This is a genomic window from Bacillus sp. N6, assembly GCF_052805735.1.
Genome location: NZ_CM127843.1, coordinates 5,102,955 through 5,128,497, shown reverse-complemented (window position 1 = coordinate 5,128,497; position 25,543 = coordinate 5,102,955). Strand labels below are relative to the sequence as shown.

Genomic DNA, 25,543 nt, shown 5'->3' with positions numbered 1-25,543 from the left:
ATTGAAAAAAGTAAGAAAAGCAATTATTCCAGCAGCTGGTCTGGGAACAAGATTTTTACCAGCAACGAAAGCGATGCCGAAAGAAATGTTACCTATCGTTGATAAACCAACAATTCAATACATAGTGGAAGAAGCGATAGAATCAGGAATTGAAGATATTATTATTGTTACTGGAAAAGGAAAGCGAGCGATTGAAGATCATTTTGATCATTCATTTGAACTAGAACAAAGCCTTTTAGAAAAAGGGAAGTATGAGATGCTTGAAAAAGTACAAGCTTCTTCAAAAATTAATATTCATTACATAAGACAGAAAGAACCAAGAGGGCTAGGACATGCAGTATGGTGTGCACGTAAATTTATTGGAAATGAACCATTTGCAGTATTACTTGGTGATGATATTGTACAAGCTGAAACACCATGTCTACGTCAATTAATGGATCAATATGAAGGAACACAATCATCTGTTATTGGTGTACAAACAGTGCCTGAAAACGAAACACATCGTTACGGTATTATCGATCCGATTGAACAAAGCGATCGCCGTTATCAAGTACGTCAATTTGTGGAGAAGCCAGCTAAAGGAACTGCACCATCAAATTTAGCAATTATGGGACGTTACGTATTAACGCCAGAAATCTTTATGTTTCTTGAGAATCAACAAACAGGTGCGGGTGGAGAAATCCAATTAACAGATGCGATTCAACGTTTAAATGAAGTTCAACGTGTATTTGCTTATGACTTTGAGGGTACGCGTTACGATGTTGGGGAGAAGTTTGGATTTATTAAGACGACGATTGAGATGGCGCTACAAAATGAAGAATTAAATGTAGAGTTAATGAAGTATATGAAGGAACTTGTAAAAAAGGAAGAGGTACATTCATAGGAGAATGTCCTTTTTTATTATTAATAAGATAAGAATTATATAAAGAAGGGAACAGGTATATTGAGTTATCGAAGACGGCTCTCATTATTGATTTTATTAGATTCATTTATCGTATTAACTGCCGTGTATTTAAGTTATTGGTTTATACATCCAAATGTATTAAACAAAATTCCTATGACAGTAGTTATTAGTTCTATTACATTATTGTGTAGTCATCATATTTTTGCTGCTATTTATAAGCTTTATAACAAGGCGTGGGAATATGCAAGTATTGGAGAATTAAAACAAATATTTAAAGCAATTACATTATCGATTTTAGTAACAGCAATTGTTCAACAGATTATAAATCATGATATTTATGTTCGGATTTTAGCGATCGCATGGATGTTACATTTATTATTAATTGGTGGTTCTCGTTTTGTATGGCGTATGTTCCGTGATACATATATTTCAAAAGCAACTGATAAAAAACGAACATTAATTATTGGTGCAGGTTCAGCAGGGACAATGGTGGTGCGTCAATTACAACATAATAAAGAAGCAGATTTGTATCCAATTGCGTTTGTTGATGATGATAGAAATAAGCAAAAATTGGAGATTTATAATGTGCCGGTTATTGGTACAACAAATCATATTCAAGAAATTGTAGAAGATAATGATATAGAACATATCATTATTGCAATCCCTTCATTAAATAGAGGGCAAATAAATGAGGTTTTTGAGAAGTGTAGAAAAACGAAGGCGAAAACGCAAATTGTGCCGATGTTAGAAGACTTATTAGATGGAAAAGTGTCTGTAAATGAATTTCGTGATGTGCAAGTGGAAGATTTACTAGGGCGAGAGCCTGTTCAATTAGATGATAAGGGAATAGGTGAGAAGATTAAAGATAAGACGGTTTTAATAACGGGTGCTGGGGGCTCTATTGGATCAGAGATTTGCCGTCAGATTTTAAAATATAAACCAGCAAAAATGGTTCTTTTAGGACATGGAGAGAATAGTATTTACCATATCGAGATGGAATTGAGAACTAAGTATAAAGAGCAAGCAGAATTTGTAACGGAAATTGCTGATATACAAGATCGAAATAAAATATTTGAAATAATGAAAAAGCACAAACCATTTGTGGTATACCATGCAGCTGCACATAAACACGTTCCATTGATGGAACGGAATCCTGAAGAGGCTGTAAAAAATAATATAATTGGTACCAAAAATGTGGCAGAAGCTGCAGATACGTTTGGAATCAATACATTTGTTATGGTCTCAACAGATAAAGCGGTAAACCCAACAAATGTAATGGGAGCAACAAAACGTGTTGCAGAAATGGTTGTTCAACACATGGCTATGATAAGTCGAACACGATTTGTAGCTGTTAGGTTTGGAAATGTATTAGGTAGTCGTGGAAGTGTAATTCCATTGTTTAAAAAACAAATTCAAAGTGGGGGACCAGTTACAGTTACCCACCCAGATATCACTCGATACTTTATGACAATTCCAGAGGCATCAAGACTTGTGATTCAAGCTGGATCCTTGGCAAGAGGTGGGGAACTATTTGTATTGGATATGGGCGAACCTGTTAAAATTGCAGATTTGGCAAAAAATTTAATTCAGCTGTCAGGTTATTCTGTTGAAGAAATTGGAATTGAGTATAGTGGACTAAGACCGGGAGAGAAGATGTACGAAGAGTTGTTAAATGATAATGAAATCTATAAGGAACAAGTATTTCCTAAAATTCATATAGGAAAGGCTGTTTTAAAAGATTTTGAATCCATTCAACAATTTATAGATGAGTTTGAGCAGATGAGTCAAGAGAACATTAGGAAAACCTTATTAGATTTTGCGAATAATAAAGTTGAAGTAAATAGCTAAATTTAAAACATTGAGTATAACAAGAGGCTTTTGCTAGATATTTAAGATAAGCTAGCTAGTTTTAAAACGAACATTAATAAGTAAAGTGAGGAAGCTTAAATGATTAATAATGCGATAAGAAATATTCCGTTTTCTCCACCAGACATTACAGAAGTAGAAATAGAAGAAGTAATAAAGGCGATGAAATCGGGTTGGATTACAACAGGTCCTAGAACAAAGGAACTTGAAAAGAAGATTGCTGAATACGTTGGAACAAATAAAGCGGTTTGTTTGAATTCAGCTACAGCTGCCATGGAGTTAACACTTCGAATTTTAGGAGTAGGACCTGGAGATGAGGTTATTACTTCAGCTTATACTTATACAGCTTCTGCATCAATTATAGAGCACGTAGGGGCAAAAATTGTTTTAGTTGATACAGCTCCTGATTCTTTTGAAATGGATTATGAAAAACTTGCTGATGCGATTACTGAAAAGACTAAGGTAATTATTCCAGTTGATATTGCGGGTAAAATGTGTGATTACGATACAATATATAGCGTAGTAGAAAGCAAAAAAGATTTATTCAAACCTAATAATAAAACTCAAGAGTTATTTGAAAGAATAATTGTAATGACCGATGCAGCGCATGCATTTGGTGCTGAACGAAAAGGAAAAAGATGTGGACAAGTTGCTGATTTTACTTGCTATTCTTTCCATGCTGTGAAGAATTTAACAACGGCAGAAGGTGGGGGCGTTGTATGGCGCAATGATTTAGGTTTAGACGATGAGTGGGTATATCAACAATTTATGTTATACAGCCTTCATGGACAATCTAAGGATGCCCTAGCAAAGACTCAAAAAGGCGCATGGGAGTATGATATTGTTTACCCAGCTTATAAATGTAATATGACAGATATAATGGCAGCAATTGGATTAGTCCAGTTGGATAGATATGAATCTCTTATGGGTAGACGTAGAGAGATTATTGAAATGTATGACAAAGAATTGTTGCCATATGGAATTCAAAGTCTGAAACATTATGGGGATGATTTCTCTTCATCGGGACATCTTTATTTAGCAAGAATGCCTGGGATTGAAGAGTCTGAAAGAAATAAAATTATTATTGAGTTAGCCGAGATGGGAATTGCAAGCAATGTACATTATAAACCATTGCCTATGTTTACAGCGTATAAAAACTTAGGATTTGATATAAAGAATTATCCTAATGCATTTAATATGTATAAAAATGAAATCACGTTACCTTTACATACAAGATTAACAAATGAAGAGGTAAAATATATTACTGATACTTTTAAAGAGATTTTAAACAATAGATAAGGAGAACTATAAATATATGAAAAAAAGAGTTCTAATTCTAGGAGTTGCAGCAGTTCAGATGGATGCAATCTTGGAACTGAAAAAAGTGGGATATGAAACTTATGCTTGTGCAATGGCTAAAGATGGACCAGGAGCAGATGTAGCAGATCACTTTGCCGAAATAAATATTTTAGACTCAGAGGCAATTATTGATTATATCGAGAAAAATCAAATTTCTGTTGTTTACTCTACAGGTTCAGACTTAGCTATGCCGATAGCATCTTTAATCAGTGAAAAGTTAGAAATGCCACATTTTGTATCAGAAAAAACGGCACGTATATGTAATAATAAGGACTTAATGAGAAAAACTTTGGGGAACGACTTTGAAGGAAATGTAAAATTTCAGGTTGTAAAAAGTGAAGATGATGAATTAAAAATGGAATTTCCTTTTATCTTAAAACCAGCTGATTCACAAGGGCAAAGAGGGGTAAAATTAGTTCAAAATCGAGAGGAATATGTAGAAAGCTATAAGGCTGCTACAGAATATTCTCGTTCAGGATTAGTAATATTAGAGCAATATATTTCTGGTCCAGAACTTTCTGTAAATGGTTATCTAGTAAATGGAAAAGTGAAGTATTTAGTTGCGTCCGATAGAGAAACTTGGCCTGAATATACGGGATTAATTCATAAACACATTGTCCCAACTGTAAACCTTACTTCTAATACTACGAGTTTATTAAATAGCATAATAGAAGCTGCATGTGCCAAATTGGAAATAAAAAATGGACCTGTTTATGCACAAATGAAATTAGAAGAGGGAATGCCATATATTATTGAAATAACCCCTCGTTTAGATGGTTGCCATATGTGGAATTTACTATCTTATTATAATGAAGTTAATTTAATGAAGCTAACATTTGAGCACTTATTAAATGGGGATACTTCTGAATTGGAGAATATCAAAAAAAATCCAAATGATAAATATATTTTGGAATTTATCTGTCAAAAACCAAATACCGCAGCAGATTATTTGGCATTTGAAAACCAAATAAAAAATTCCCTAGATAGCTTTAATTATTACAAACAAGGAGATAATATTCGTCCAGTAAATGGTAAAAATGATAAGATTGGATATTTTATTTATAAAGATTAAATAAGGCCATTGAATAATTTGAGAGTAGTGCTGGTTAGGATTAAAAACAAATTACGGAGAGAGAGACTAAGATGAAAATAGCTGTTACTGGTGGAACGGGTTTTCTAGGTCAATACGTTGTTGAAAGCATTAAAAATGATGGGAATACTCCTATCATTTTAACAAGAAGTATTAGTAGTAAAGCGATAAATGATTACGAATACAGAGTTTCGGATTATACTTTGGAAGACTTGATAAATCAATTAAATGATGTAGATGCAGTGGTGCATCTTGCAGCCACAAGAGGTAGCCAAGGGAAGATATCTGAGTTTCATGATAATGAAATTCTAACACAAAATTTATACGATGCATGCTATGAAAATAATATTAGTAATATTGTGTATGCATCTACAATATCAGCCTACTCTGATGAAACGTCCCTACCGTGGAATGAGAAGGAATTACCGTTACCTGATTTAATGTACGGTGTTAGTAAGTTGGCCTGTGAGCATATTGGAAATATTTATTCTAGAAAAAAAGGGCTTTTTATTAAAAACTTGAGATTCGCCCATTTATATGGGTTTAATGAAAAAAATAATTATATGATTAATAGGTTTTTCAGACAAGCATTTCATGGTGAACAATTAACTTTACATGCTAATAGTGTTGCAAAAAGAGAGTTTTTATATGCAAAAGATGCAGCAAAATCTGTAATTTGTGCATTAAAACAAGAGAAGCTTTCAGGTGCTTTTAATATAGGTAGTGGGGATGCTTTAACAAATTATGAAGTTGCAAATACAATTAATAATGCGTTTGGAAACAAAGATAATTTATTAGTGAAAGATCCTAATGCTAATGAAGGAATACATTCTTCTTATATGGATAGTAGTAAAGCAAAGGAATTACTAGATTTTTCAACAGATTATAATTTTGCCACAGCTGTAGAGGAAATACATTTATTAATGCGGGGGTTGGATGATGTACCGTTATGGTATTAAACGCGTTTTTGATATAATAGGCTCTCTATTATTACTTCCTTTTTTACTAATAATCATGATACCGGTAGTTATTATGATTAAATTAGAAGATAAGGGACCTGTTTTCTATAATGCGCCTAGATTGGGAAAAGGAATGAGAGAATTTCCTATGTATAAGTTTCGTTCGATGAAAGTAAATGCACCGGATATTCGTAATGAAGATGGTAGTACATTTAATTCTGATAACGACCCAAGGGTAACAAAAATTGGAAATATTTTAAGGAAGACAAGTATAGATGAACTTCCACAACTACTTAATGTACTAAAAGGTGATATGAGTTTTGTAGGTCCAAGACCAAGTCCATTAGGAAATAAGGATATTTATCCAAAAGAATTCTTTAAAAAGTTTGATGTCCGACCTGGTATTACAGGTTATAATCAAGCGGTCTTAAGAAATAATTCTACAATGGAGCAACGTGTAAAAAATGATGTGTATTATGTAGAAAATGTATCGTTTATGTTGGATCTAAAGGTTATATTCTTAACGGCAACCTCTGTAATAAAATCAAAAAATATAAATAGAAATAACGATGAAAAACAAAAGGTGGGAAATTAGTGAATAATTGTTTGATACTCTTGACCAATTATTACCCTTTTCATAAAGGTGAGGAATATTTGGAATCAGAAATAGAGTACCTATCTAAGAGTTATAAAAAAATTTATATTATTTCCACTATGGTATCTAATGAGATGCAACAGACTAGGACTGTCCCTGAAAATGTTGTGATTTTACCAATAGGAATAAAACATTCCATTGCAGGAAAATCCAAAATGGTATTAAGGCAATTTAGTACTATTAATAAAGATAAATTAAAAACAAAAATGATTAAAGCGGATTCTAAAGGGAAACTGTCGCATAAATTATATTGTTATTATTTTGAAAGTCGTGCAATGGATGTATACGATCGAGTAGAGCGTCAATTGAATGAGTATGATTTTGAACAGTATGATTCAATTACAGTATATAGTTATTGGTTATATATAACTGCAAGAGTTGCTGTAGAATTAAAGCATAAATATTTTAAAGAAAGAAATCCATATACAATTTCGCGCGCACATAGATATGATTTGTATGAAGATGCGGCACCTTTGAAGTATTTACCGGAGAGAGACTATTTATTAAAGTCTCTTGATGCAGTATATCCTTGTTCGCAAGATGGAGTAGAGGCCTTAAATCAAACATATCCTGCATATAAGGATAAGGTAAGTGTAGAAAGATTGGGAACAATCTCAACTAATGTACTTAGTAATACTATGAACGATAAGTTATATATTGTGAGCTGTTCTGTAGTACGTAAGGTAAAACGAATTGATTTACTAATAGAAGCTTTAGTGAAGTTAGAAGAGAAGAATATCCCATATATCTGGACTCATATTGGTGGAGGTCCAGAGTTTGAACGTATAAAAAAATTAGCAAAAAGTAAACTTAATATGGAACAAGTTAAATTTACTGGATTCGTTAAAAATCAAGAGGTTTTAAATTGGTATAAAGAAAATCCTGCAACTGTTTTTGTTAATTTATCTGCATCCGAAGGAGTACCTGTAGCAATCATGGAAGCAATATCTATGGGGCTTCCAGTTATCGCTACGGATGTTGGTGGTACAAGGGAAATTGTTAAAAATGGAAAAAACGGATATCTATTAGATAAAGATTGTACGGTTAAAGAAATTGTTGAATCACTTAATGGATTTCATAGCATGAATAGTGAGCAATATAAGAAAATGTGTGATAATGCGTTAGGAATTTGGAAGGAAAGAAGTAATGCTGAGGTTCTTTATTCTGAATTTGTAAATCAGCTTGTTTTAGAAAATAGTAGATATTTAAATTTATCCATATAAGAGGAGAAACTTTTATGAGTTTGCGGTATAAAATTAATAAACTACGATTTGCGGTTTTATCAAATGGATTTAAAAGAGCTGACTATTTAAGGGAAAAAAATATCCTTCATGGGATAGGTGAGAATGTATTCTTTCAGCCGAGGAAACTACCTGGAGATCCTAAATTAATTCGATTACATAATAATATATCAATTGCATCAGGAGTAGTTTTTGTATGCCATGATGTACTACATCAGGTCTTTAATTATATGTCAAATGATTCAGAGGAATTTGTTTTTCACATGGGATGTATAGAGGTTATGGATAATGTTTTTATTGGCTCGAATTCTATAATTATGCCTAATGTTCGCATTGGTTCAAATGTTATTATTGCTGCTGGTAGTATTGTAACAAAGGATGTTCCAAGTGGGGTAATTGTGGCTGGTACACCAGCTACAATTATTGGAGAATTTAATAATGTTTACCTGAAAAGAGCTCAGGAAGGTATTACTCAACGAAAATATAGTAGACAGCAGAGAATAGATAATCTATGGATAGATTTTGTGAAGAACAGGAAATAACCAAGTTTAGATAAATAAAATTTATTGAATGAATGGGGGTGTACCATTGGTTAAAATTTTGAGGTATTTTACTTTGTTTTTTTCAATCGTCATTTTTATTATTGGGATGATTTTTTCAGAGTTAAATATCATATTAACAGCTATTTGTGGGATGTTTATCCACAATATACTATATTCAGGTGAACGTTTAAGTGAAAGAATAGTATTTTTTGCTTTTAATGGTACTTTTTTCACTTTTTTAGTAGCAAGATTAGTAGTTAAGCCATTAACTGGATATTATGATAAATATAATGATAGCTATTATGGATTAGATTTCAATAATGAACAGATAATATGGAGTATCTTTGTTACCTTATTTCTTGGTTTATTATTTTTATTTTTGGGATATTGTTTTGTAAAAGATGATGAGCAAAAAAGAAATAAAGAGGTTAAAAGGTATGGTACAAAAAATATAAAAAATATTGCATTTATAAGTAAAATTTTATTTTATTTTACTTATATTTTTAATTTTTTAGTGCTATGGGATAAGGCGAAATTTACTAATGACGTAGGATATATGGAATTGTATTCTTCATATGCCTCCTCATTTCCATCGTGGGTAATTAAATTGGCAGAAATGTGCCCGGTGGCATTATTTGTATATTTAGGTACTATGCCAACTAAGAAAAAAACAGTATTCCCCTTATTTTTATATCTTGTGTTAGGGGTTTTCTCGCTAGCAGTGGGACAGAGAAATAATTTCGTATTAAATGTATTGATGATTGTAGTTTATCTATGTTTTAGAAATGTTACTGATAAAGATCAGAGCTGGTTTGGGAAAAAGGAAATTATGTTATGTCTAGGTGCATTTCCAGTAATGCTTGTATTATTAAATACAGTATCGTATCTTCGAATGGACAGTACAGTTCAACATTCTTTTTTAGAGGGAATAAGTGAATTTTTCTATGCACAGGGCGTAAGTGCAAATTTAATTGGTTACGCTCAAACATTAGCACCCCAATTACCAGAAGGCAAGCTTTATACTATTGGTAGATTAACTGATTTTATTAATAATAATAGTATAACTCAGGCATTATTTGATGTGCCAAAGTACACCGCACAAAGTATAGAATCAGCATTGTATGGAAATAGTTTTGCAGATAGTGTTTCTTATATTCTCAGCCCTTCCAGATATATAACAGGATGGGGGTACGGTTCTAGCTATATTGCTGAACTGTTTAAAGATTTTAGTTATTTTGGAGTTATAATAGGAAACTTTATAATTGGAATAATCTTAGCTTTAATGCCTAAGTTATTTAAAAAAGGTATTTTAGGGGCTTGGATGTGCTTATCGATGACAAGATTATTATTATATGCACCACGTGATACTTTTACATCTTTTATTGTTTCTACATTTAGTTTAATAAACCTTTTAACAATATGCATAATTTTCTTAGGGGCGATGATTATGCCAGATTCGAAACGTGGAAAAGACTATGAAGGAATCAGATGTTAAAAATGTTCAAACTTAATTGGAAAGGTGTTTAAAATGTTGATTTCATTAATCATCCCAGTATACAATGCAGAGAAATTCTTGCCAAGATGTTTGGAGAGTATTAGGAACCAAAGTTACCGGGATTTGGAGATTGTTTTAGTGAATGATGGATCCACTGATCGGAGTGGATTAATTTGTGATGAATATGCTCAAAAAGATAAACGTTTTAAGGTTATTCATAAGGAAAATGGTGGAGTTTCTTCAGCGAGAAATGCTGCACTAAGTATAGCTAGTGGGGCATATATTGGGTTTGTGGATCCAGATGATTGGATTGATCCTATTATGTTTGAAAAGCTGCATGAATTAATTCAAAAGCATCAAGTAGATATGGCGATTTGTGGATATATTAAGGAAAATGTTGATGGAGATATTCTACAGGAGACAGTTGCACCAAGTGTTAAGGTACTAAATAGCACAGAAGCGTTAAACAGTATCCTTGATGTTAATGGATTTAGAGGGTTTTTATGGAATAAACTGTTTTCATCGAAATTATTCCATAAGAATTTTGAAATACATTTTGATGAGAATATTCACTTTTGTGAAGACCTATTATTCTGTTGCAAGGCTATTTTAAACGCTGAAAATATTGTGTATGATTCTACACCATACTATCATTATATAATTCATGATAATAATGCATCTAAGGCGAAATACAGTTTGAAAAAATTAACTGCTCTAGATGCAGTGGAGAACATAATTCGTGTATTAAATATTGATGATGTTGATAAAAAAAAATATAAAAGCTATTATGTGCATATGAACATAAGTTTATTAATGCATGGTATACAAGAGGGAACTATTGAAGAAAAACATTATGAGAAATTAAAAAAGAATTTGTATCGTTTTAAAATAAGCGATTTAAATGGTAGTTTCCTGAAAATTTCTACCCTAATTGCTAGAATGAATGTTCGACTCTATTATTTCATTTGGAAAAAATTTAAAAAAGCTTAATTTTTTTGTTTTAAGGATGAATGTAATAGTTTTTATTTTGCAGTTGATAATATTAATTATAAAAATTTTATTTAACAGATTTAATGCTAGAGGGTTCGTTATATGCCGTCTAGCATTAAATTTAAACAGTGAAATTTTTGTGATTAATATTATTTTAATTTAGGTAGTAAAAAATAAAGAGGTAAATACATGAACAGTTCGGTTAAAAAATTTGCTAAGAATTTTTCTTATACACTTATTACTCATGTTTTGGCTACTGTCATATCCATAGTTCTAATATTAATAGTGCCAAGATTTATTAGTATTAATGATTATGGATACTGGCAGTTATATATTTTTTATATATCATATATATCGTATATGTCCTTAGGTTTAACTGATGGCGCTTATTTACGTTATGGCGGATATGAATATAAAGATTTAAATAAGAAAGTTTTTGTATCACAATATTGGTTTCTAGTTGTATTAGAAATTTTTATTAGCTCTTCAATTGTGCTATTTTATATTTTAGTTTCACCAGGTACAAGTAAAACGATAGTTGTTCTGTTTACTTGCTTAGCTGGTATATTGATAGTTCCACGTTCTTTGTTAATGTTTATGCTACAAGCTACTAATCGTATTAAAGAATCATCTATTATGTTAATGATTGAACGTGTAATATACTTTATATTAGTCATTGCTTTTTTAATTAGTGGAATCAAGCAATTTGAGTATCTTATTGTAGCTGATATAATTGGTAAGATTTTTTCAGTGTTCTATTCTTTTTATGTATGTAAAGAATTAGTTATTGGGAAATTTGATTCGGTGAAAATGAGTATAAAAGAAATAGTAATAAATATTTCTGTGGGCAGTAAGTTATTATTTGCTAATTTAGCGAGTATGCTTATTATTGGAATAGTACGCTTTTTTATTGAAGCTAACTGGAGTATCGAGACTTTTGGAAAGGTCGCTTTAACATTAAGTATCTCCAATATGTTGATGTTGTTTATTAACGCAATAGCGGCAGTCTTGTTTCCTACTTTAAAACGTACACCGCAAGAAAGATTGCCTGCAATTTATAAAATGGTAAGAACACTTATCACACTACCGTTAGTAGGGCTTTTAATTTTTTATTATCCACTAAAAGTGATCTTATCAGCATGGTTACCACAATATGCCGATAGTTTAACTTATATGGCATTGTTATTTCCAATGTGTTTGTATGAAGGTAAAATGTTATTATTAATTAATACATATTTAAAGACCCTTCGTAAAGAAAAATGGATGTTGATAATAAATTTAACTACGGTTGCTATGAGTTTAGTATTAACATGTATAAGTGTATTTGTATTAAATAGTTTAAATTTAACAATATTATGTATAATATTGTTATTAGCATTTAGATGTATTGTTGCAGAAATTTATCTAGCAAGATTTTTAAATATTGAAGTTAAGATGGATATTATATTAGAGTTAAGTATAACAATAATATTTATTGTTATATCGTGGTATTTAAGTGTTATATCAGCATTGTTCATTTATCTGGTAGTATATATGATTTACTTAATGATTAAGAAAAATGATATAATTGATTTATGGCGTAATGTTAAAATGCTGATTAAGTCTAAATAAAAGAGCCGATTGTTAGAAATTATATAACCAAAAAATTTATCTAGCGGTTTTTAGGGGAATTACTAATGTTCATTCGTATAGTTAAATTAGATGGAATATGTAGAACCAATAGGTGTTCAAGTAGAAAGAAGGGTAAGTAATGAAAAAGAAAATCCTATTTTGGATATTAGGAATTATAGGAATCCTAATTATAGGTGGAGGAGCTTATGCCTATAGTATATACTCTTCTGTCTCAAAAACATTAGATGAAGTTCATAAGCCATTGAAACGCGATAAAGATTCTAAAGGTACTGAAGAAGTGAAAATTAGCAAATCTGAACCCGTTTCAATTTTATTATTAGGGGTAGATGAACGAGGGAATGAAAAAGGTAGATCTGATTCTTTAATACTTATTACATTAAACCCTAAAAATAATTCTATGAAGACAGTGAGTATTCCACGTGATACATATACTGAAATTGTTGGAAAAGGAAAGAGTGATAAAATTAACCATGCCTACGCATTTGGTGGGGTAGACATGTCTGTAGCGACAGTAGAAAAATTCTTGAATGTTCCTATTAATTATTATATTGAAGTGAATATGGCAGGATTTAAAGATATTGTGGATGCAGTTGGCGGGGTAGATGTCAATAATGATTTAGAATTTAAACAAGACAAGCATCATTTTGCTAAAGGAAATATTCATTTAACAGGTGATGAGGCACTATCATTCACACGTATGCGCTATGAAGATCCCCGCGGTGACTTCGGACGTCAAATGCGTCAGCGCCAAGTGATGCAAGCTGTTATTAAGAAAGGCGCAACTTTCTCTTCTTTAACAAGTTATGGTGATGTGTTGACAGCAATTCAAAAAAATGTGAAGACAAACTTAACGCAAGATCAAATGTTTGATATGCAAAAGAATTATAAAAATTGCCTGGAAAACAGTGAAGATATCCAAATTCCAGGTGACGGTCACAAAGCCGCTGATGGTATTTGGTACTACTATGTCCCAGAGGCAGCAAAACAAGATTTAACGAATAAGTTAAGAGCGCATCTTGAAGTGACTAAGTAATATGTAATAACCCAACTCCTTTGGAAGGAGTTGGGTTTATTTTTGCATGGATTTATATTAGTATTATATATTGTGAGATTAATAGATGAGGTGAATCGATGAATAAGAAAGCAGTACTTGTCCTTATTATTTTTGTATTGTTTGTAGCTTCGATTGTGAGTGGTAAACTGTACTGGAATAAGAAGATTGCGAATGCAACAGGACAAACGAGTGAAGTAACGAAAACAAAGGCTGAAGTGAAAGATAGCGGAGCAAAGAAAGAAGAGAAAAAGGAAGAGAAAAAACAAGATACAAAGTCATCTTTTAATGAAGCATATGCGAAGAACTTGCCAGATGCAGTGAAAGAGAAGTTAAAGAAAGCTGCTGAGGATAAAAAGCCAGTAAACCTTGTTATTGTTGGTGATGAAGCTTCTTCATCTGCAAAAGATGCTTGGGCAGCTAAGTTAACAACTAATTTAGAAACAGCTTACGGTAAAGGTTTATGGAATGTGACGGTAAAGGAATATAAGGGTGAAAGCACAGAAGAGTTAATCGCGAATAAGCGTGATAAAGAGATTGCGAAAGACAATCCAGATGTGATTTTATTTGAACCACCATTCATTACTGATAACGGTAAAACTGGTAATGGGAACTCTGTTGTGAATACACAGAAGTTTGTTCAAGCACTTTCTACTAGTGCAAAAGGCGCTACGATTATGATTCAACCATCAAATCCAGTGTATGGTGCGAAAAATTATCCGAAATCGATTGAAGCATTAAAACAATTTGCAACGCAAAATAATTATACATATATTGATCATTGGGGAGCATGGCCTGATGCGACAACAAAGGCTATCCTACCATACTTACAAGAAGAATTTGGTTTCCCAAGTGCAAAAGGACATGACGTTTGGGCGAAATATGTAACTGATTATTTTGTAGCTAAGTAATGAAGGAGAGATAAAAGGTGTACGAGTTCTCGTATACCTTGTCCTTTTATAATTAAGAGATTTGAAAATAGTAGGAGGAAAACAATGAACTCAATCCTAATCTGCGGCGGAGCCGGGTACATCGGTTCTCACGCTGTGAAAAAATTAGTAGACGAAGGTTTATCTGTAGTAGTAGTAGATAACTTACAAACTGGTCATGAAGATGCAATTACGGAAGGCGCGAAATTTTATAATGGCGACCTTCGTGATAAAGCATTTTTAAGAGATGTTTTTACACAAGAAAATATTGAGGCTGTTATGCATTTTGCAGCTGATTCTTTAGTCGGAGTTAGTATGGAAAAGCCCCTTCAATATTATAATAACAATGTGTATGGTGCACTTTGTTTATTAGAGGTAATGGATGAGTTTAAGGTAGATAAGTTCATTTTCTCTTCTACTGCGGCAACGTATGGTGAGGTAGATGTGGATCTTATTACTGAGGAAACGATGACAAATCCTACGAATACGTACGGAGAGACGAAGTTAGCAATCGAGAAGATGCTTCATTGGTATAGCCAAGCTTCTAATTTACGTTATAAGATTTTCAGATACTTTAACGTGGCTGGTGCAACTCCAAATGGTATTATTGGGGAAGATCACCGTCCAGAAACACATTTAATTCCTCTTGTGCTGCAAGTGGCTTTAGGTCAACGTGAGAAGATTATGATGTTTGGTGATGATTATAATACACCAGACGGTACTTGTATCCGTGATTATATTCATGTTGAAGATTTAGTAGCGGCTCATTTCTTAGGGCTTAAAGACTTGCAGAACGGCGGAGAGAGTGATTTCTATAACTTAGGAAATGGTAATGGTTTCAGTGTAAAAGAAATCGTTGATGCAGTTCGAGAAGTTACAAATCATGAAATTCCTGCTGAGGTAGCACCGCGCCGTGCGGGCGATCCAGCACGTTTAGTTGCTTCTTCTAAGAAAGCGAAAGAGAAGCTAGGATGGGATCCTAAGTATGTAAATGTTAAGACAATCATTGAACATGCTTGGAATTGGCATCAAAAGCAACCGAATGGATATGCTAAATAAATATAATAAGTGAAAGAGAGGGTATCGTCGACAAAATATGTTCGACAATACCCTCTCTTTTTTTGTACGATTTTTGCTATACTAAACTGTACTATAATACATGATGGAAGGAGGAAAATAATGAAAATACTTGTGGTTGATGATGAATCGAGTATTCGTAATTTGATTCGGATGCAGTTGGAGATGGAAGGTTATGAAGTATTGGCAGCGGCTGATGGGCGAGAAGCTTTAGAGCGATGGAATGAAGGGCCGGATGTATTGATTTTGGATGTTATGCTTCCGGATACGGATGGGTATGAGTTGCTTCGTTTGTTCCGTGAGAGGGATAGGGATATTCCGGTGCTTATGTTAACGGCAAAGAGTCAGATGAATGATAAGTTGCTTGGCTTGCAGCTTGGTGCTGATGATTATGTGACGAAGCCGTTTAATTATGCGGAGCTTATTCTTCGGGTTAAGAATATGGCGCGGCGTGTAAAGAAGACGGAGGCGGCTGTAAGTCATGAAGTAATTGAGGCTGGAGAGATAGTGATTTGTCCTAAGGAAAGAAAGGTACATGTGAGTGGACAAGAGATTCAGTTAACGTACCGAGAGTTTAATTTATGTCAGTTATTTGTTTCAAATCCGCAGCGTGTGTTTATGAGGGATGAGTTGCTTGAGAAAGTATGGGGGTTTGAGTATATCGGAAATACGAGAGCAGTTGATATTATGGTGCAGAGACTTCGAAAGAAGCTTGGGACGAGCGGAGAATATATTAAGACAATTTATGGCGTTGGCTATAAACTGGATTGTTAAGTGGTGATGGTATGTCTTTAAAGCGAAATATGGTGTTCGGAATAGTTGGGCTGTTAATTCCGATTTTTGTTCTTTTATATGCAGTTGTTTATATTACGTTAGAAAAGAATATGTATCATAATGCAGCAGATTCTTTAGAAAAGTTAAGTGTAGAAGCACAAATTTACACGATGAATTATTTAGAGAAGGAAGCAGAAGTGGATACGCTTGGTCCTAATTCACTTTTAATTGCGTCGTATTTAGCGAAGCGTATGGATGTCCGTGTACAGATGATCGGGAAGAATGGCGATGTTGTTGCAGATACACAAAAAGGAGCATTGCTTCACCGTAACATCGACATTGAGAGTTCCTTGAAGGGAAAGAAGTCTTATGTTTTTGAGGAGGCGGATCCCGCTCCCATTCTTTTGTTTTCAAGCCCGGTTTATTATGGAAACGATGTCATTGGAAGTATTCGTTTTATAAATGAGTTAACGGGTGAGAAGGAAGTTTTAACAAATGTGAGCTGGACGTTCTTAATGACGTCTCTTTGCCTAGTAGCTACCGGTATTTTCTTTGCGATTCGTTTGGCGAAGTCTCTTCATAAACCAATTGATCAGTTGAGACAAATGGCACAGCGGCTCGCGAATGGTGATTATAAGAGTAAGATTGAGTTAAATGAGTACGTGGAAATTGCTCAGCTTTCCGCATCTTTTAACGCGATGGCCGATGGAATTGAACTGCATATTAAGCAATTGCAGGAGGAGAAAGAGAAGCAGAAAGATTTCCTAGACCGCATTACGCATGAGCTAAAAACACCGCTAACGGCAATTATCGGTTATGTTGATTTAATTCCGAAGTTACAATCGAAAGAAGATGTACAGGAAAGTCTTCGTTATGTGGCGGTGGAAAGTGAGCGTTTATTATCACTTGTAGAGGAACTGCTTAAGTCTTCGAAATATGGGACGAGTACGTTTGAGGTGTCTCCTACAGTTGTGAACATAAAGGAATTGGCAGAAGAAGCAGTTTCAATTGTGAAACCTCGTCTAAATCAGTTTGAAATTGAAGTGATAAATGAGTTAACGGATGTACATGTTGTTGCAGATTTTGATAAGACGAAGCAAATTTTCTTAAATGTGCTTGATAATGCAATTAAGTATAGTGATGCTTCGCACATTCGTATGAATGTAATTGTAAATGAGCAGGAGGCGAAGGTTTTTGTTCATGATGATGGGATCGGTATAGATGAAGTGGTGCTTGCAGAGTGGAATGAGTCTCCGAAAGGAAAGGCACTTCCTTCTAGTTACGGGAATGGTTATGGTTTGTATATTTGTCAGGAGATTATGAATAAACAGGGCGGAAGCATGCGGATTGAGAGTAGTGAAGAAATAGGTACTACAATATTCATTACATTTTTGCTTCCGAGAAGGATGGAAGACATAAAAAACTTGAAAGCGGTTAAATGATACATTTATGAAACAATTATGCGGTATTTTCGAAACAACGTTTTTTTATCTTGGAGGTAGGCAGAAATGAAAAGGCTATCATTTCAAATTCTTATGTTTGTCATTTGTATGATTGTTTCTCTTGTTTTGTTTTATGTTATGGAGAAGCAAATCTATAATCGAATTAACATTGTAAATGATAAACAAGCCGTTTTACAAAGGGTGAATGAATCTCTTCCAATTGAAGTGAAAGTAAGACATGAAAAGTGGGGAGAAATTGTTGTAACGGATGAAGTTCGTTTGCATACGATTGTTTCATTCTTTGACCGAATTCGAATAGAGCCTGAGGGCGTTAAGAGCCAAGAACAAGTATTTACTGGAGAAGTAACGTACTTGAATGGACATAAGCGTACTTTTGCAGTAGGTGACTTGTTCCAGTATGGGGAAAATGTATACGGAAAGAATGGCATGGATCCGATGATTTCAGCACTTCAAACGTATTTATTAAGCCTGTATTACACGCCAGAGCGTATTAGTGATTTCTTTGCTTCAGCAAAGGACGTCGTAGTACGTCAAGGCGATGTGGTACGTACTATCAATCTTACGCACATACTTGATTCTATTCGATACGCAAAGCAAATTACAGATTACGGAGAAATTCAGAAGTTATTACAATCGCAGAATGAACCGATTGCTTATATTACAGCTTATAAAACAGGTAAGCGTGTAAAGAATGATCGTGAAGATATTCTTACGATTTCTGTGTATCCATCGTACTTTGTTGTGCAATATCTCGGTGATAATAACGGAAATGTCATGTATATGAAAGGCTCTCTAGCAGAGTTATTCGTAAAGGAGAATGCGTCATGAGAAAGATAGCCTTTTTCTTCTTTTTGCTAGTAATTGGAGGAGCGATGTCTAGTTGCTCTCGAGATACAACCTCTATTAAATATAGTAAAAATGGTCTCCCTATTTTGGATGATCGTCATATTGTTGCGTATGTAGCGGCTCGTGAGGAAGTTGGTGAAGCGTTACTTTCATCATTTTGTAAACCGCGCGGATGTACGTATGAATTTATTCGTCTTTCAACAGAAGAACTTCTTCGTAGAGTGGAAGAAGAAGCTGGAAATCCGAAGGCGGATATTATTATTGGCGGTACAGTAGATGCGCATCAAATGATGAAGCAAAAAAATCTTTCTATTCCTGTGATAAGCCAACATGCAAATCGTATTTCAAAAACTGTTAAAGATAAAGATGGTTATTGGTACGGTTATGAAGTGGAGAAGCTGGCAATTGCGATTAATAAAGAGCGGTGGAACGAGGAAATAGCGCCGCTCGGTCTCTCGTATCCATTAAGATGGAAAGATTTATTGGATCCAATATATAAGGGAAAGATTGTCATGCCCGATCCAAATGTTTCAGGTACAGCATATACGTTTTTTCAATCACTTATTGATACGTTAGGTGAAGAGGAAGCGAAGGAATATGTGAAGAATCTGGCAGAACAAGTTGGAGAAGTAACAGTGAATGGTTACATCCCAGCAGAACTTGTTGCGAGTGGTGAATATATGATAGGCATCAACTTTATGGGAGATCAGAGAATGCTTCAAAAACAAGGCTTTCCGATTTTAAGTAACGAACCTGAGCAAACAGGGTTATCCGTTAATGCGATTTCTAAACTAAAACGTGCACCGAGTGGTATTATTGCGGATTTATTTATTGATTATTGTTTATCAGAAGAAGCGGGGCATATTTTAGAAAAAGTGTCGTTTGGCGTACCAACGATGTTTGCGAAGAATGAGAAAGAAATAGAAGGACAGCCGGTTAGAAGGACGAACCAAAATATATCAAATAGCGGAATAATCGAGATATGGAATAGACAGCGTCTCTCTCTGAAGTGAGAAAAGGAGACGAAAATATATGTTTAAATGGCTCAAGCCAGCACCTGCAATTGAAAGATTGCCAGCGGATATGATCGACCGTGTATATCGATTACTACGTATTCGTGTGTTAATCGGGATTTCAGTTGGATATGCTGCTTATTATTTAGTTCGTAGTAACTTTACGTTATCAAGTACGTATTTAGTACAAGAATATGGTTTTAGTACAGCTGAAATTGGTCTACTAGGTTCAGTAATGGCAATTGTTTATGGATTTAGTAAGTTCTTTATGGGTAATTTATCAGATAAAGCTTTCGCCCAGCGCTTTATCGCAGTCGGTTTATTCTTATCAGGGCTTGTAAATATTTGTTTCGGCTTTGCATCATCATTTGGGATGATTGTTACATTACTTGTTGTTAACGGTATTGTACAAGGTATGGGAGCACCACCTTGTAGTATTGTTATGACAAAATGGTTCTCGAAGAAAGAACGCGGTACGAAAACAGGTCTTTGGAATATTTCACATAACGTTGGTGGAATGCTTGTGCCACCACTTGTCGGAATTGGTGTAGGTATTTTTGGTGAAAACCATTGGCAAGGCGGCGTGTTTATTTTCCCTGCAATTATCGCAATGGTAATTTCGGTTCTTGTTTGGATTAATGCGAAGGATACACCAGAATCTGAAGGTCTTCCTCCAATTGATGAGTATCGTAATGACTATGAAAATCTTGAAAAAGCAGATAATGCTAACAAGATGTCACCAAAAGAAATTTTAATGAAGTATGTAGTGAAAAATAAATTTGTATGGTTCTTATGTATTGCGAATGCTTTTGTTTATTTAATTCGTTTCGGTGTTATTAACTGGGTTCCACTTTATTTAACGACAGTTAAAGGATTTTCAAAAGCGGAAGCGCATGCGGCATATGCAATCTTTGAAGGTATGGCAATTCCAAGTTCATTAATCGTTGGTTTTTTAAGTGATAAATTGTTTAAAGGAAAACGTATGCCATTATGTATTATTAGTATGGTTGGAGTTGTTATTGGTACGTTTATATATTGGCAAGCAACTAGCGTACTTGTTGTAAGTATTGCAGTTTCTATTATCGGTTGTTTAATTTATGTACCACAGTTCTTAATCGGTTTAAGTGCAATGGAATTAGTACCGAAATTTGCAGTAGGTACGACAGTTGGTATGTGTGGTCTATTCGGTTATGTAGGCGGAAGTCTTGTAGCTAACGCAGCAATTGGTGTTATTGTTGATCGTTCTGGCTGGGATGGTTGTTTCATCTTACTATTAACAGGTGCGGTTTTATCAACAATCTTCTTATTTATTGTTCAACGTGGACATGAGAGAAAAGATCCTAAAGTAGCTTAATATTTTGTTTGAAAAAGCTATCCAATTGTGTGTGATTGGATAGCTTTTATATTAGAAAAAACAAACAGTATGTAAAATTGCAGTTTAATATGTAAATGATTTTTGTTAATTAATATAATTTTTTTAGATTCCATAAACCAAATAGATACATGGTTATACCGAAAAATCCGCCAGCGCAACCCCAAAGCACAACATCAAATAAAGAAATAGAGATTTCTTCTGAGCCTACATAGGGAAGGATATAATTCATAAAAACAAACATTTGAAAGCCCCAAAGCACACCTGCTTTTAAGCCAGCTTTTCTTAATTTTTTCTTGTGTTGTAAATATTCTTCTTTTGTTGCACATTCAGTATCACTTAAACCTTTTTTCTTGAATTTAAAGGCTAAGTAATTAGCGTAAATCATATTAGATAGAAAAACGAATATTGTTCCTATAGATATTGTGTGATTCATAGTATCAACAAGTAACATAATAAGCATTACCAACATATTTAACCACCACAAACCAATTCCAGCTACAGATAACTCTTTATTGATTTCTTGTTTTTGGTATTCATCTCTCTCACTTAGTGTTCCAACAAAACTATTATAAACTCTTTCTTTCCATTCAATTTTCATCATTTAATCTCCCTCCCAAAATAGACTGTTTAAATCTGTTTTTAGTGCTTTTGCTAATTCGATACATAAGGCTAAAGAGGGGTTATATTTATTGTTTTCAATTAAGTTTATTGTCTGTCTCGCTACGTTAACTTTTTTAGCTAATTCTAGCTGCGATAGACCTTCAGATTTTCGATATTGTTTAACGTTATTCAAATATAACCCTCCCATTGATGGTTGTAGACCTCGTGTACCGAAATGTCATTTATATGTGACATTTTATAATTGAATAGATGAAATGTCAAATATATATGACAAAATAACGATGGTGCAATTAAGAAAATGATTTTAATGATTCATTTTGGCAAGAAGTTTGTTAATAAAGAATGGCTTCCATTCAATTAAAATTGCTCTTTTTCCTTTCCTTAAATCTATCTTAAAAGATATAATGTCATATTTCTAATCATTGGAATTTTTGTTACAATATAAATGGATGTGTAAAACTTTGTAAAAAGATTGTAATAATATACAATTTATTTTCAGAAAGTTTTATACAATTATGGTATTTATTAAACTATTAATTTATAAAGGGAGAGAGAATATGTTACCAAATACGGTTCGTACTCCAAACAAGAAGAAGAAATGGATTATTATTGGGGTTATTGCACTAATTGTTATTGTAGCGGCAATTAATATTTTTGTTATGCAAGGTAAGAAGAAGGGTGCATCAACAAATGCTGATGCTGTAAGTTTTGAGAAAGTGACAGAGCGTAAGCTGAATAATACAAAGTTAATTTCTGGTCAGGTGAAGCCTGGTAATATCGAAAGCTTCTATGCAGATCCGGCCAAAGGAAAAGTGAAAGATATTGAGGTAAAAGAAGGGCAAGAGGTAGAAAAAGGTACGAAGTTATTCTCTTATGACAATGAAGAGATTAACCTTCAAATGAAGCAAGCTGAGCTTGATCAGAAGATGGCGGATATGCGTTATGATCAAGGAAAGAAAAAGATTGATTCGCTCAAGAAAGAAATTAAGAAGGCAAAAGATAGCGGAGCTGGGAAAGAAGTAACAGATCCGATGGACGAGCAAGTAAACGAATTAGAGATAGCTCAAAAGACAACTGACCTTGAGAAAGAAAAAGGAAAGTTGCAGAAAGAAGAGTTAAGTAAGAAGCAGAAAGAGCTTACGATCTATAGTAATTTCGCTGGTGTTGTTCAAAAGTTAGATAAAGATGCGGCACAAAGTTCATCTCAAGCGTTAGGTGGTCAAGGAAAAGCGTTTTTACAAGTAGCTTCTAAAGATCCATTCCAAGTTCAAGGTACGTTAACTGAGCTTCAGAAGTCACAAATTCAAAAGGATCAAACATTCACTGTAACAGCGAAAGCAAATAATAAGAAGAAGTGGACTGGTAAGATTACAGAGGTAAGCGAATTCCCAACAAGTGCAGAGATGGCGCAAGCTGGCGGCATGGGTGAAGCAACTCAAAATATGTCCCAATATACATATAAAGCTAGCCTTGATAGTCAAGATGGTTTATCTCCAGGTTATCATGTTTCCCTGCAAGTAAACTTAGAGAATAAGACGATGATTGCTGTTCCAAGTAAAAGCATTGTAGAAAAAGGCGATGATGCATTTGTTTATGTTGAGGATAAAGGGAAGCTTCGTAAACAAAATGTGAAAAAAGGTTCTACTGATGGAGACTGGACAGAGGTTGTAGAAGGCGTAACAGTGGGGCAAAAGGTGGTTAAAAATCCTTCCGACGATGTGTATGACGGAATGGAAGTGAAAGAGAAATGATTACGTTAAATAATATTGCTAAAACGTATTATCAAGGAAAATTGGCGGTGCCGATTTTGCATGGTATTAGTTTAACGATTCAGAGTGGTGAGTTCGTTTCGATTATGGGACCGTCTGGTTCTGGTAAGTCGACGCTTATGAATATTATTGGTTGCTTAGATCGTCCAACAGAAGGCGAATATATGCTGAATGACGTGAATATCTTAACAGCAGACGAGTCAAAGCTTGCTTTAATTCGTAATGAATATATTGGCTTTGTATTCCAGCATTTTAATTTACTGCCTCGTCTTTCCGCAGTGGAAAATGTTGAGCTTCCGCTCGTATACGGTGGCGTGAAGAAAGCGGAGCGTCGCAAGCGTGCTTTGGAGGCGTTAGGTAAAGTTGGATTAGCAGACCGCGTGCATCATTTACCAAATGAGTTATCCGGTGGACAGAAGCAGCGTGTAGCGATTGCAAGAGCGATTGCGAATAACCCAACGTTCATTATGGCCGATGAACCGACTGGTGCACTTGATACGAAGTCTGGTGAGCAAGTTATGGATATTTTCACGAAGCTTAATGCAGAAGGTACAACAATTGTTATGGTTACGCATGAAGAGGAAGTAGCAGCGTATTCTTCCCGCCGCATTGTACTGCGAGACGGGAAAGTTACAGAAGATAGAAGGTGTGCGGTATGAGTTTACTAGATAGTATAAAAATTGCCCTATCTTCTATTTTAGCTCATAAATTACGTTCAGCTCTTACGATGCTCGGTATTATTATCGGGGTAGGTTCGATTATTACGGTCGTTGCAATCGGGCAAGGCGGGGAAGCGGCATTGAAATCGCAGTTTGTTGGGGCAGGTAATCAAACAGTTCCGATTCATTATAGTGCAGATATAAACGATCCTTTCGGTATGGGAATGGTAGAAGCACCGAAGATAACTGAAGAAGACATTTTTGAAATTAAAAAAATTCCAGAAATCGCACATGTGGTAACAACAAATTCAACCATGGAACCACTTGATATTGAAGATAAAAAAGAAATGGTGAGTATTACTGGATTAGATAGTGAGTACTTTGCAGTAAATAAAGTAAAGTTGTTAAAGGGACGTTCTTTACAAGAATCAGATGTGGATCAAGGTAATAACGTTGTCATGATTAGTAAACAAATGGAAGAAAAGGTGTTTAAGGATACCAATCCAGTCGGTAAAATTATTGAAATGAAAGGTCAACCGATGCAAATTATTGGTGTCTACAAATCAGATAATGAGTTTATGGGAATGGGACCATCAGAAGCACTAGTTCCCATTTCATTATGGCCGACACTGTATGGAAAAGATGAAATTCAAAATATTTCTGTTCAAGCAAAAAATGTAGATAATCTAGAAAAAGCAGGTAAAAAAGCTGCAGATGTTTTAAATAGTCGTAAACCGACTGATGCAACTGGTAAATATGAAGTTATGAATTTAAAAGAAATTCAAGAAGGTATTTCGAAGATGACCGGTATTATGACAATGATCATCGGTGGTATCGCTGGTATTTCATTAGTCGTTGGTGGTATCGGTGTTATGAACATCATGCTTGTATCTGTAACGGAGCGTACGCGTGAAATTGGTGTACGTAAAGCACTTGGAGCAACGCGTAGTAAAATTTTATTACAGTTTTTAATTGAAGCAGTTATGTTAACACTTCTAGGTGGTTTGATCGGAATTGGTCTTGGGTATGGCGGAGCATATATCGTTTCTACATTCGCAAAATGGCCACCACTCGTTTCATGGGAAGTTGTCGTTGGAGGCGTACTGTTCTCGATGACACTTGGTATTATTTTCGGATTAATTCCAGCGAACAAAGCTGCGAAATTAGATCCAATTGAAGCATTGCGTTATGAATAATTAATAGTGTAGTAGAACTACACATTACCGTTCTAGT

Annotated in this window: 24 protein-coding genes; 22 read left to right on the top strand and 2 right to left on the bottom strand. The window is 34.2% G+C overall.

The genetic code is table 11. The features are described from left to right. Position 1: 1 nt before the first annotated feature. The 19 genes from bpsC (at position 2) to pgtP (ending at position 21,240) form a co-directional block, all read left to right on the top strand. A complete protein-coding gene (gene bpsC, locus ACUXVC_RS26495; RefSeq protein ID WP_446025900.1) occupies positions 2-883 on the top strand; it encodes a UTP--glucose-1-phosphate uridylyltransferase BpsC in 882 nt (293 codons plus the stop codon). Between the two features lie 60 nt (positions 884-943). Further along, complete coding sequence (locus ACUXVC_RS26490; RefSeq protein WP_446025899.1) at positions 944-2,752, top strand: polysaccharide biosynthesis protein; 1,809 nt, start codon at positions 944-946, stop codon at positions 2,750-2,752. Between the two features lie 99 nt (positions 2,753-2,851). Beyond that, positions 2,852-4,069 (top strand): DegT/DnrJ/EryC1/StrS family aminotransferase, encoded by a 1,218-nt coding sequence (locus ACUXVC_RS26485; protein WP_053563328.1) that lies wholly within the window; start codon positions 2,852-2,854, stop codon positions 4,067-4,069. 16 nt (positions 4,070-4,085) lie between these two features. Further along, positions 4,086-5,201: an ATP-grasp domain-containing protein gene (locus ACUXVC_RS26480; RefSeq protein ID WP_053563329.1), complete on the top strand. Its 1,116-nt coding sequence runs from the start codon at positions 4,086-4,088 to the stop codon at positions 5,199-5,201. A gap of 71 nt (positions 5,202-5,272) precedes the next feature. After that, complete coding sequence (locus tag ACUXVC_RS26475) at positions 5,273-6,178, top strand: NAD-dependent epimerase/dehydratase family protein (RefSeq protein ID WP_090978541.1); 906 nt, start codon at positions 5,273-5,275, stop codon at positions 6,176-6,178. Further along, positions 6,159-6,773 (top strand): sugar transferase, encoded by a 615-nt coding sequence (locus tag ACUXVC_RS26470; protein ID WP_025709684.1) that lies wholly within the window; start codon positions 6,159-6,161, stop codon positions 6,771-6,773. Before ACUXVC_RS26475 ends, ACUXVC_RS26470 begins: the two co-directional genes overlap by 20 nt. Beyond that, the gene (locus tag ACUXVC_RS26465; RefSeq protein ID WP_446025898.1) at positions 6,773-8,056 is read left to right on the top strand and encodes a glycosyltransferase; all 1,284 of its coding nucleotides are present in this window, start codon (positions 6,773-6,775) and stop codon (positions 8,054-8,056) included. Before ACUXVC_RS26470 ends, ACUXVC_RS26465 begins: the two co-directional genes overlap by 1 nt. Positions 8,057-8,070: 14 nt before the next feature. Continuing rightward, positions 8,071-8,616 carry an acyltransferase gene (locus tag ACUXVC_RS26460; RefSeq protein ID WP_088022177.1) on the top strand — a complete coding sequence of 182 codons (546 nt, stop codon included), beginning with the start codon at positions 8,071-8,073 and terminating at the stop codon, positions 8,614-8,616. Between the two features lie 46 nt (positions 8,617-8,662). Then, on the top strand, positions 8,663-10,111 hold the full coding sequence (locus ACUXVC_RS26455) for an O-antigen polysaccharide polymerase Wzy family protein (RefSeq protein WP_249275602.1): 1,449 nt from the start codon (positions 8,663-8,665) through the stop codon (positions 10,109-10,111). 33 nt (positions 10,112-10,144) lie between these two features. Beyond that, a complete protein-coding gene (locus ACUXVC_RS26450) occupies positions 10,145-11,101 on the top strand; it encodes a glycosyltransferase (RefSeq protein ID WP_088022181.1) in 957 nt (318 codons plus the stop codon). A 189-nt stretch (positions 11,102-11,290) separates the two neighbouring features. Further along, positions 11,291-12,712 (top strand): hypothetical protein, encoded by a 1,422-nt coding sequence (locus ACUXVC_RS26445; protein ID WP_088022183.1) that lies wholly within the window; start codon positions 11,291-11,293, stop codon positions 12,710-12,712. 139 nt (positions 12,713-12,851) lie between these two features. Beyond that, positions 12,852-13,766 (top strand): polyisoprenyl-teichoic acid--peptidoglycan teichoic acid transferase TagU, encoded by a 915-nt coding sequence (gene tagU, locus ACUXVC_RS26440; RefSeq protein ID WP_000727039.1) that lies wholly within the window; start codon positions 12,852-12,854, stop codon positions 13,764-13,766. 98 nt (positions 13,767-13,864) lie between these two features. Then, a complete protein-coding gene (locus tag ACUXVC_RS26435) occupies positions 13,865-14,695 on the top strand; it encodes an SGNH/GDSL hydrolase family protein (protein WP_098975813.1) in 831 nt (276 codons plus the stop codon). Between the two features lie 84 nt (positions 14,696-14,779). Beyond that, the gene (gene galE, locus ACUXVC_RS26430; protein WP_078994063.1) at positions 14,780-15,772 is read left to right on the top strand and encodes a UDP-glucose 4-epimerase GalE; all 993 of its coding nucleotides are present in this window, start codon (positions 14,780-14,782) and stop codon (positions 15,770-15,772) included. 120 nt (positions 15,773-15,892) lie between these two features. Beyond that, the gene (locus ACUXVC_RS26425; protein WP_000699553.1) at positions 15,893-16,564 is read left to right on the top strand and encodes a response regulator transcription factor; all 672 of its coding nucleotides are present in this window, start codon (positions 15,893-15,895) and stop codon (positions 16,562-16,564) included. A gap of 11 nt (positions 16,565-16,575) precedes the next feature. After that, on the top strand, positions 16,576-18,006 hold the full coding sequence (locus tag ACUXVC_RS26420; protein ID WP_063549099.1) for a HAMP domain-containing sensor histidine kinase: 1,431 nt from the start codon (positions 16,576-16,578) through the stop codon (positions 18,004-18,006). A gap of 66 nt (positions 18,007-18,072) precedes the next feature. Further along, entirely contained in the window at positions 18,073-18,855 is a 783-nt protein-coding gene (locus ACUXVC_RS26415; RefSeq protein WP_000826618.1) for a DUF3919 family protein, read from the top strand. Then, positions 18,852-19,886, top strand: a complete 1,035-nt coding sequence (locus tag ACUXVC_RS26410; protein ID WP_446025897.1) for an ABC transporter substrate-binding protein — start codon at positions 18,852-18,854, stop codon at positions 19,884-19,886. Before ACUXVC_RS26415 ends, ACUXVC_RS26410 begins: the two co-directional genes overlap by 4 nt. Positions 19,887-19,905: 19 nt before the next feature. Then, positions 19,906-21,240: an MFS transporter gene (gene pgtP / locus ACUXVC_RS26405; protein ID WP_000477603.1), complete on the top strand. Its 1,335-nt coding sequence runs from the start codon at positions 19,906-19,908 to the stop codon at positions 21,238-21,240. Positions 21,241-21,349: 109 nt separating this feature from the next. On the opposite strand, the gene ACUXVC_RS26400 is transcribed toward pgtP, so the two are convergent. Both ACUXVC_RS26400 and ACUXVC_RS26395 read right to left on the bottom strand, forming a co-directional pair. After that, positions 21,350-21,862 carry a DUF3278 domain-containing protein gene (locus ACUXVC_RS26400; RefSeq protein ID WP_446025896.1) on the bottom strand — a complete coding sequence of 171 codons (513 nt, stop codon included), beginning with the start codon at positions 21,860-21,862 and terminating at the stop codon, positions 21,350-21,352. Beyond that, positions 21,863-22,054, bottom strand: a complete 192-nt coding sequence (locus ACUXVC_RS26395; protein ID WP_001067016.1) for a helix-turn-helix transcriptional regulator — start codon at positions 22,052-22,054, stop codon at positions 21,863-21,865. Positions 22,055-22,439: 385 nt separating this feature from the next. Here ACUXVC_RS26395 and ACUXVC_RS26390 point away from each other — a divergent pair, with 385 nt between their 5' ends. Genes ACUXVC_RS26390 through ACUXVC_RS26380 form a run of 3 tightly spaced genes read left to right on the top strand, consistent with a single transcriptional unit; the run spans position 22,440 to position 25,506 of the window. Beyond that, on the top strand, positions 22,440-23,633 hold the full coding sequence (locus tag ACUXVC_RS26390) for an efflux RND transporter periplasmic adaptor subunit (protein ID WP_071731473.1): 1,194 nt from the start codon (positions 22,440-22,442) through the stop codon (positions 23,631-23,633). Next, a complete protein-coding gene (locus ACUXVC_RS26385) occupies positions 23,630-24,310 on the top strand; it encodes an ABC transporter ATP-binding protein (protein WP_000631624.1) in 681 nt (226 codons plus the stop codon). The genes ACUXVC_RS26390 and ACUXVC_RS26385 overlap by 4 nt, the downstream gene beginning before the upstream one ends. Beyond that, on the top strand, positions 24,307-25,506 hold the full coding sequence (locus ACUXVC_RS26380) for an ABC transporter permease (protein WP_006922891.1): 1,200 nt from the start codon (positions 24,307-24,309) through the stop codon (positions 25,504-25,506). The genes ACUXVC_RS26385 and ACUXVC_RS26380 overlap by 4 nt, the downstream gene beginning before the upstream one ends. Positions 25,507-25,543: the final 37 nt, after the last annotated feature.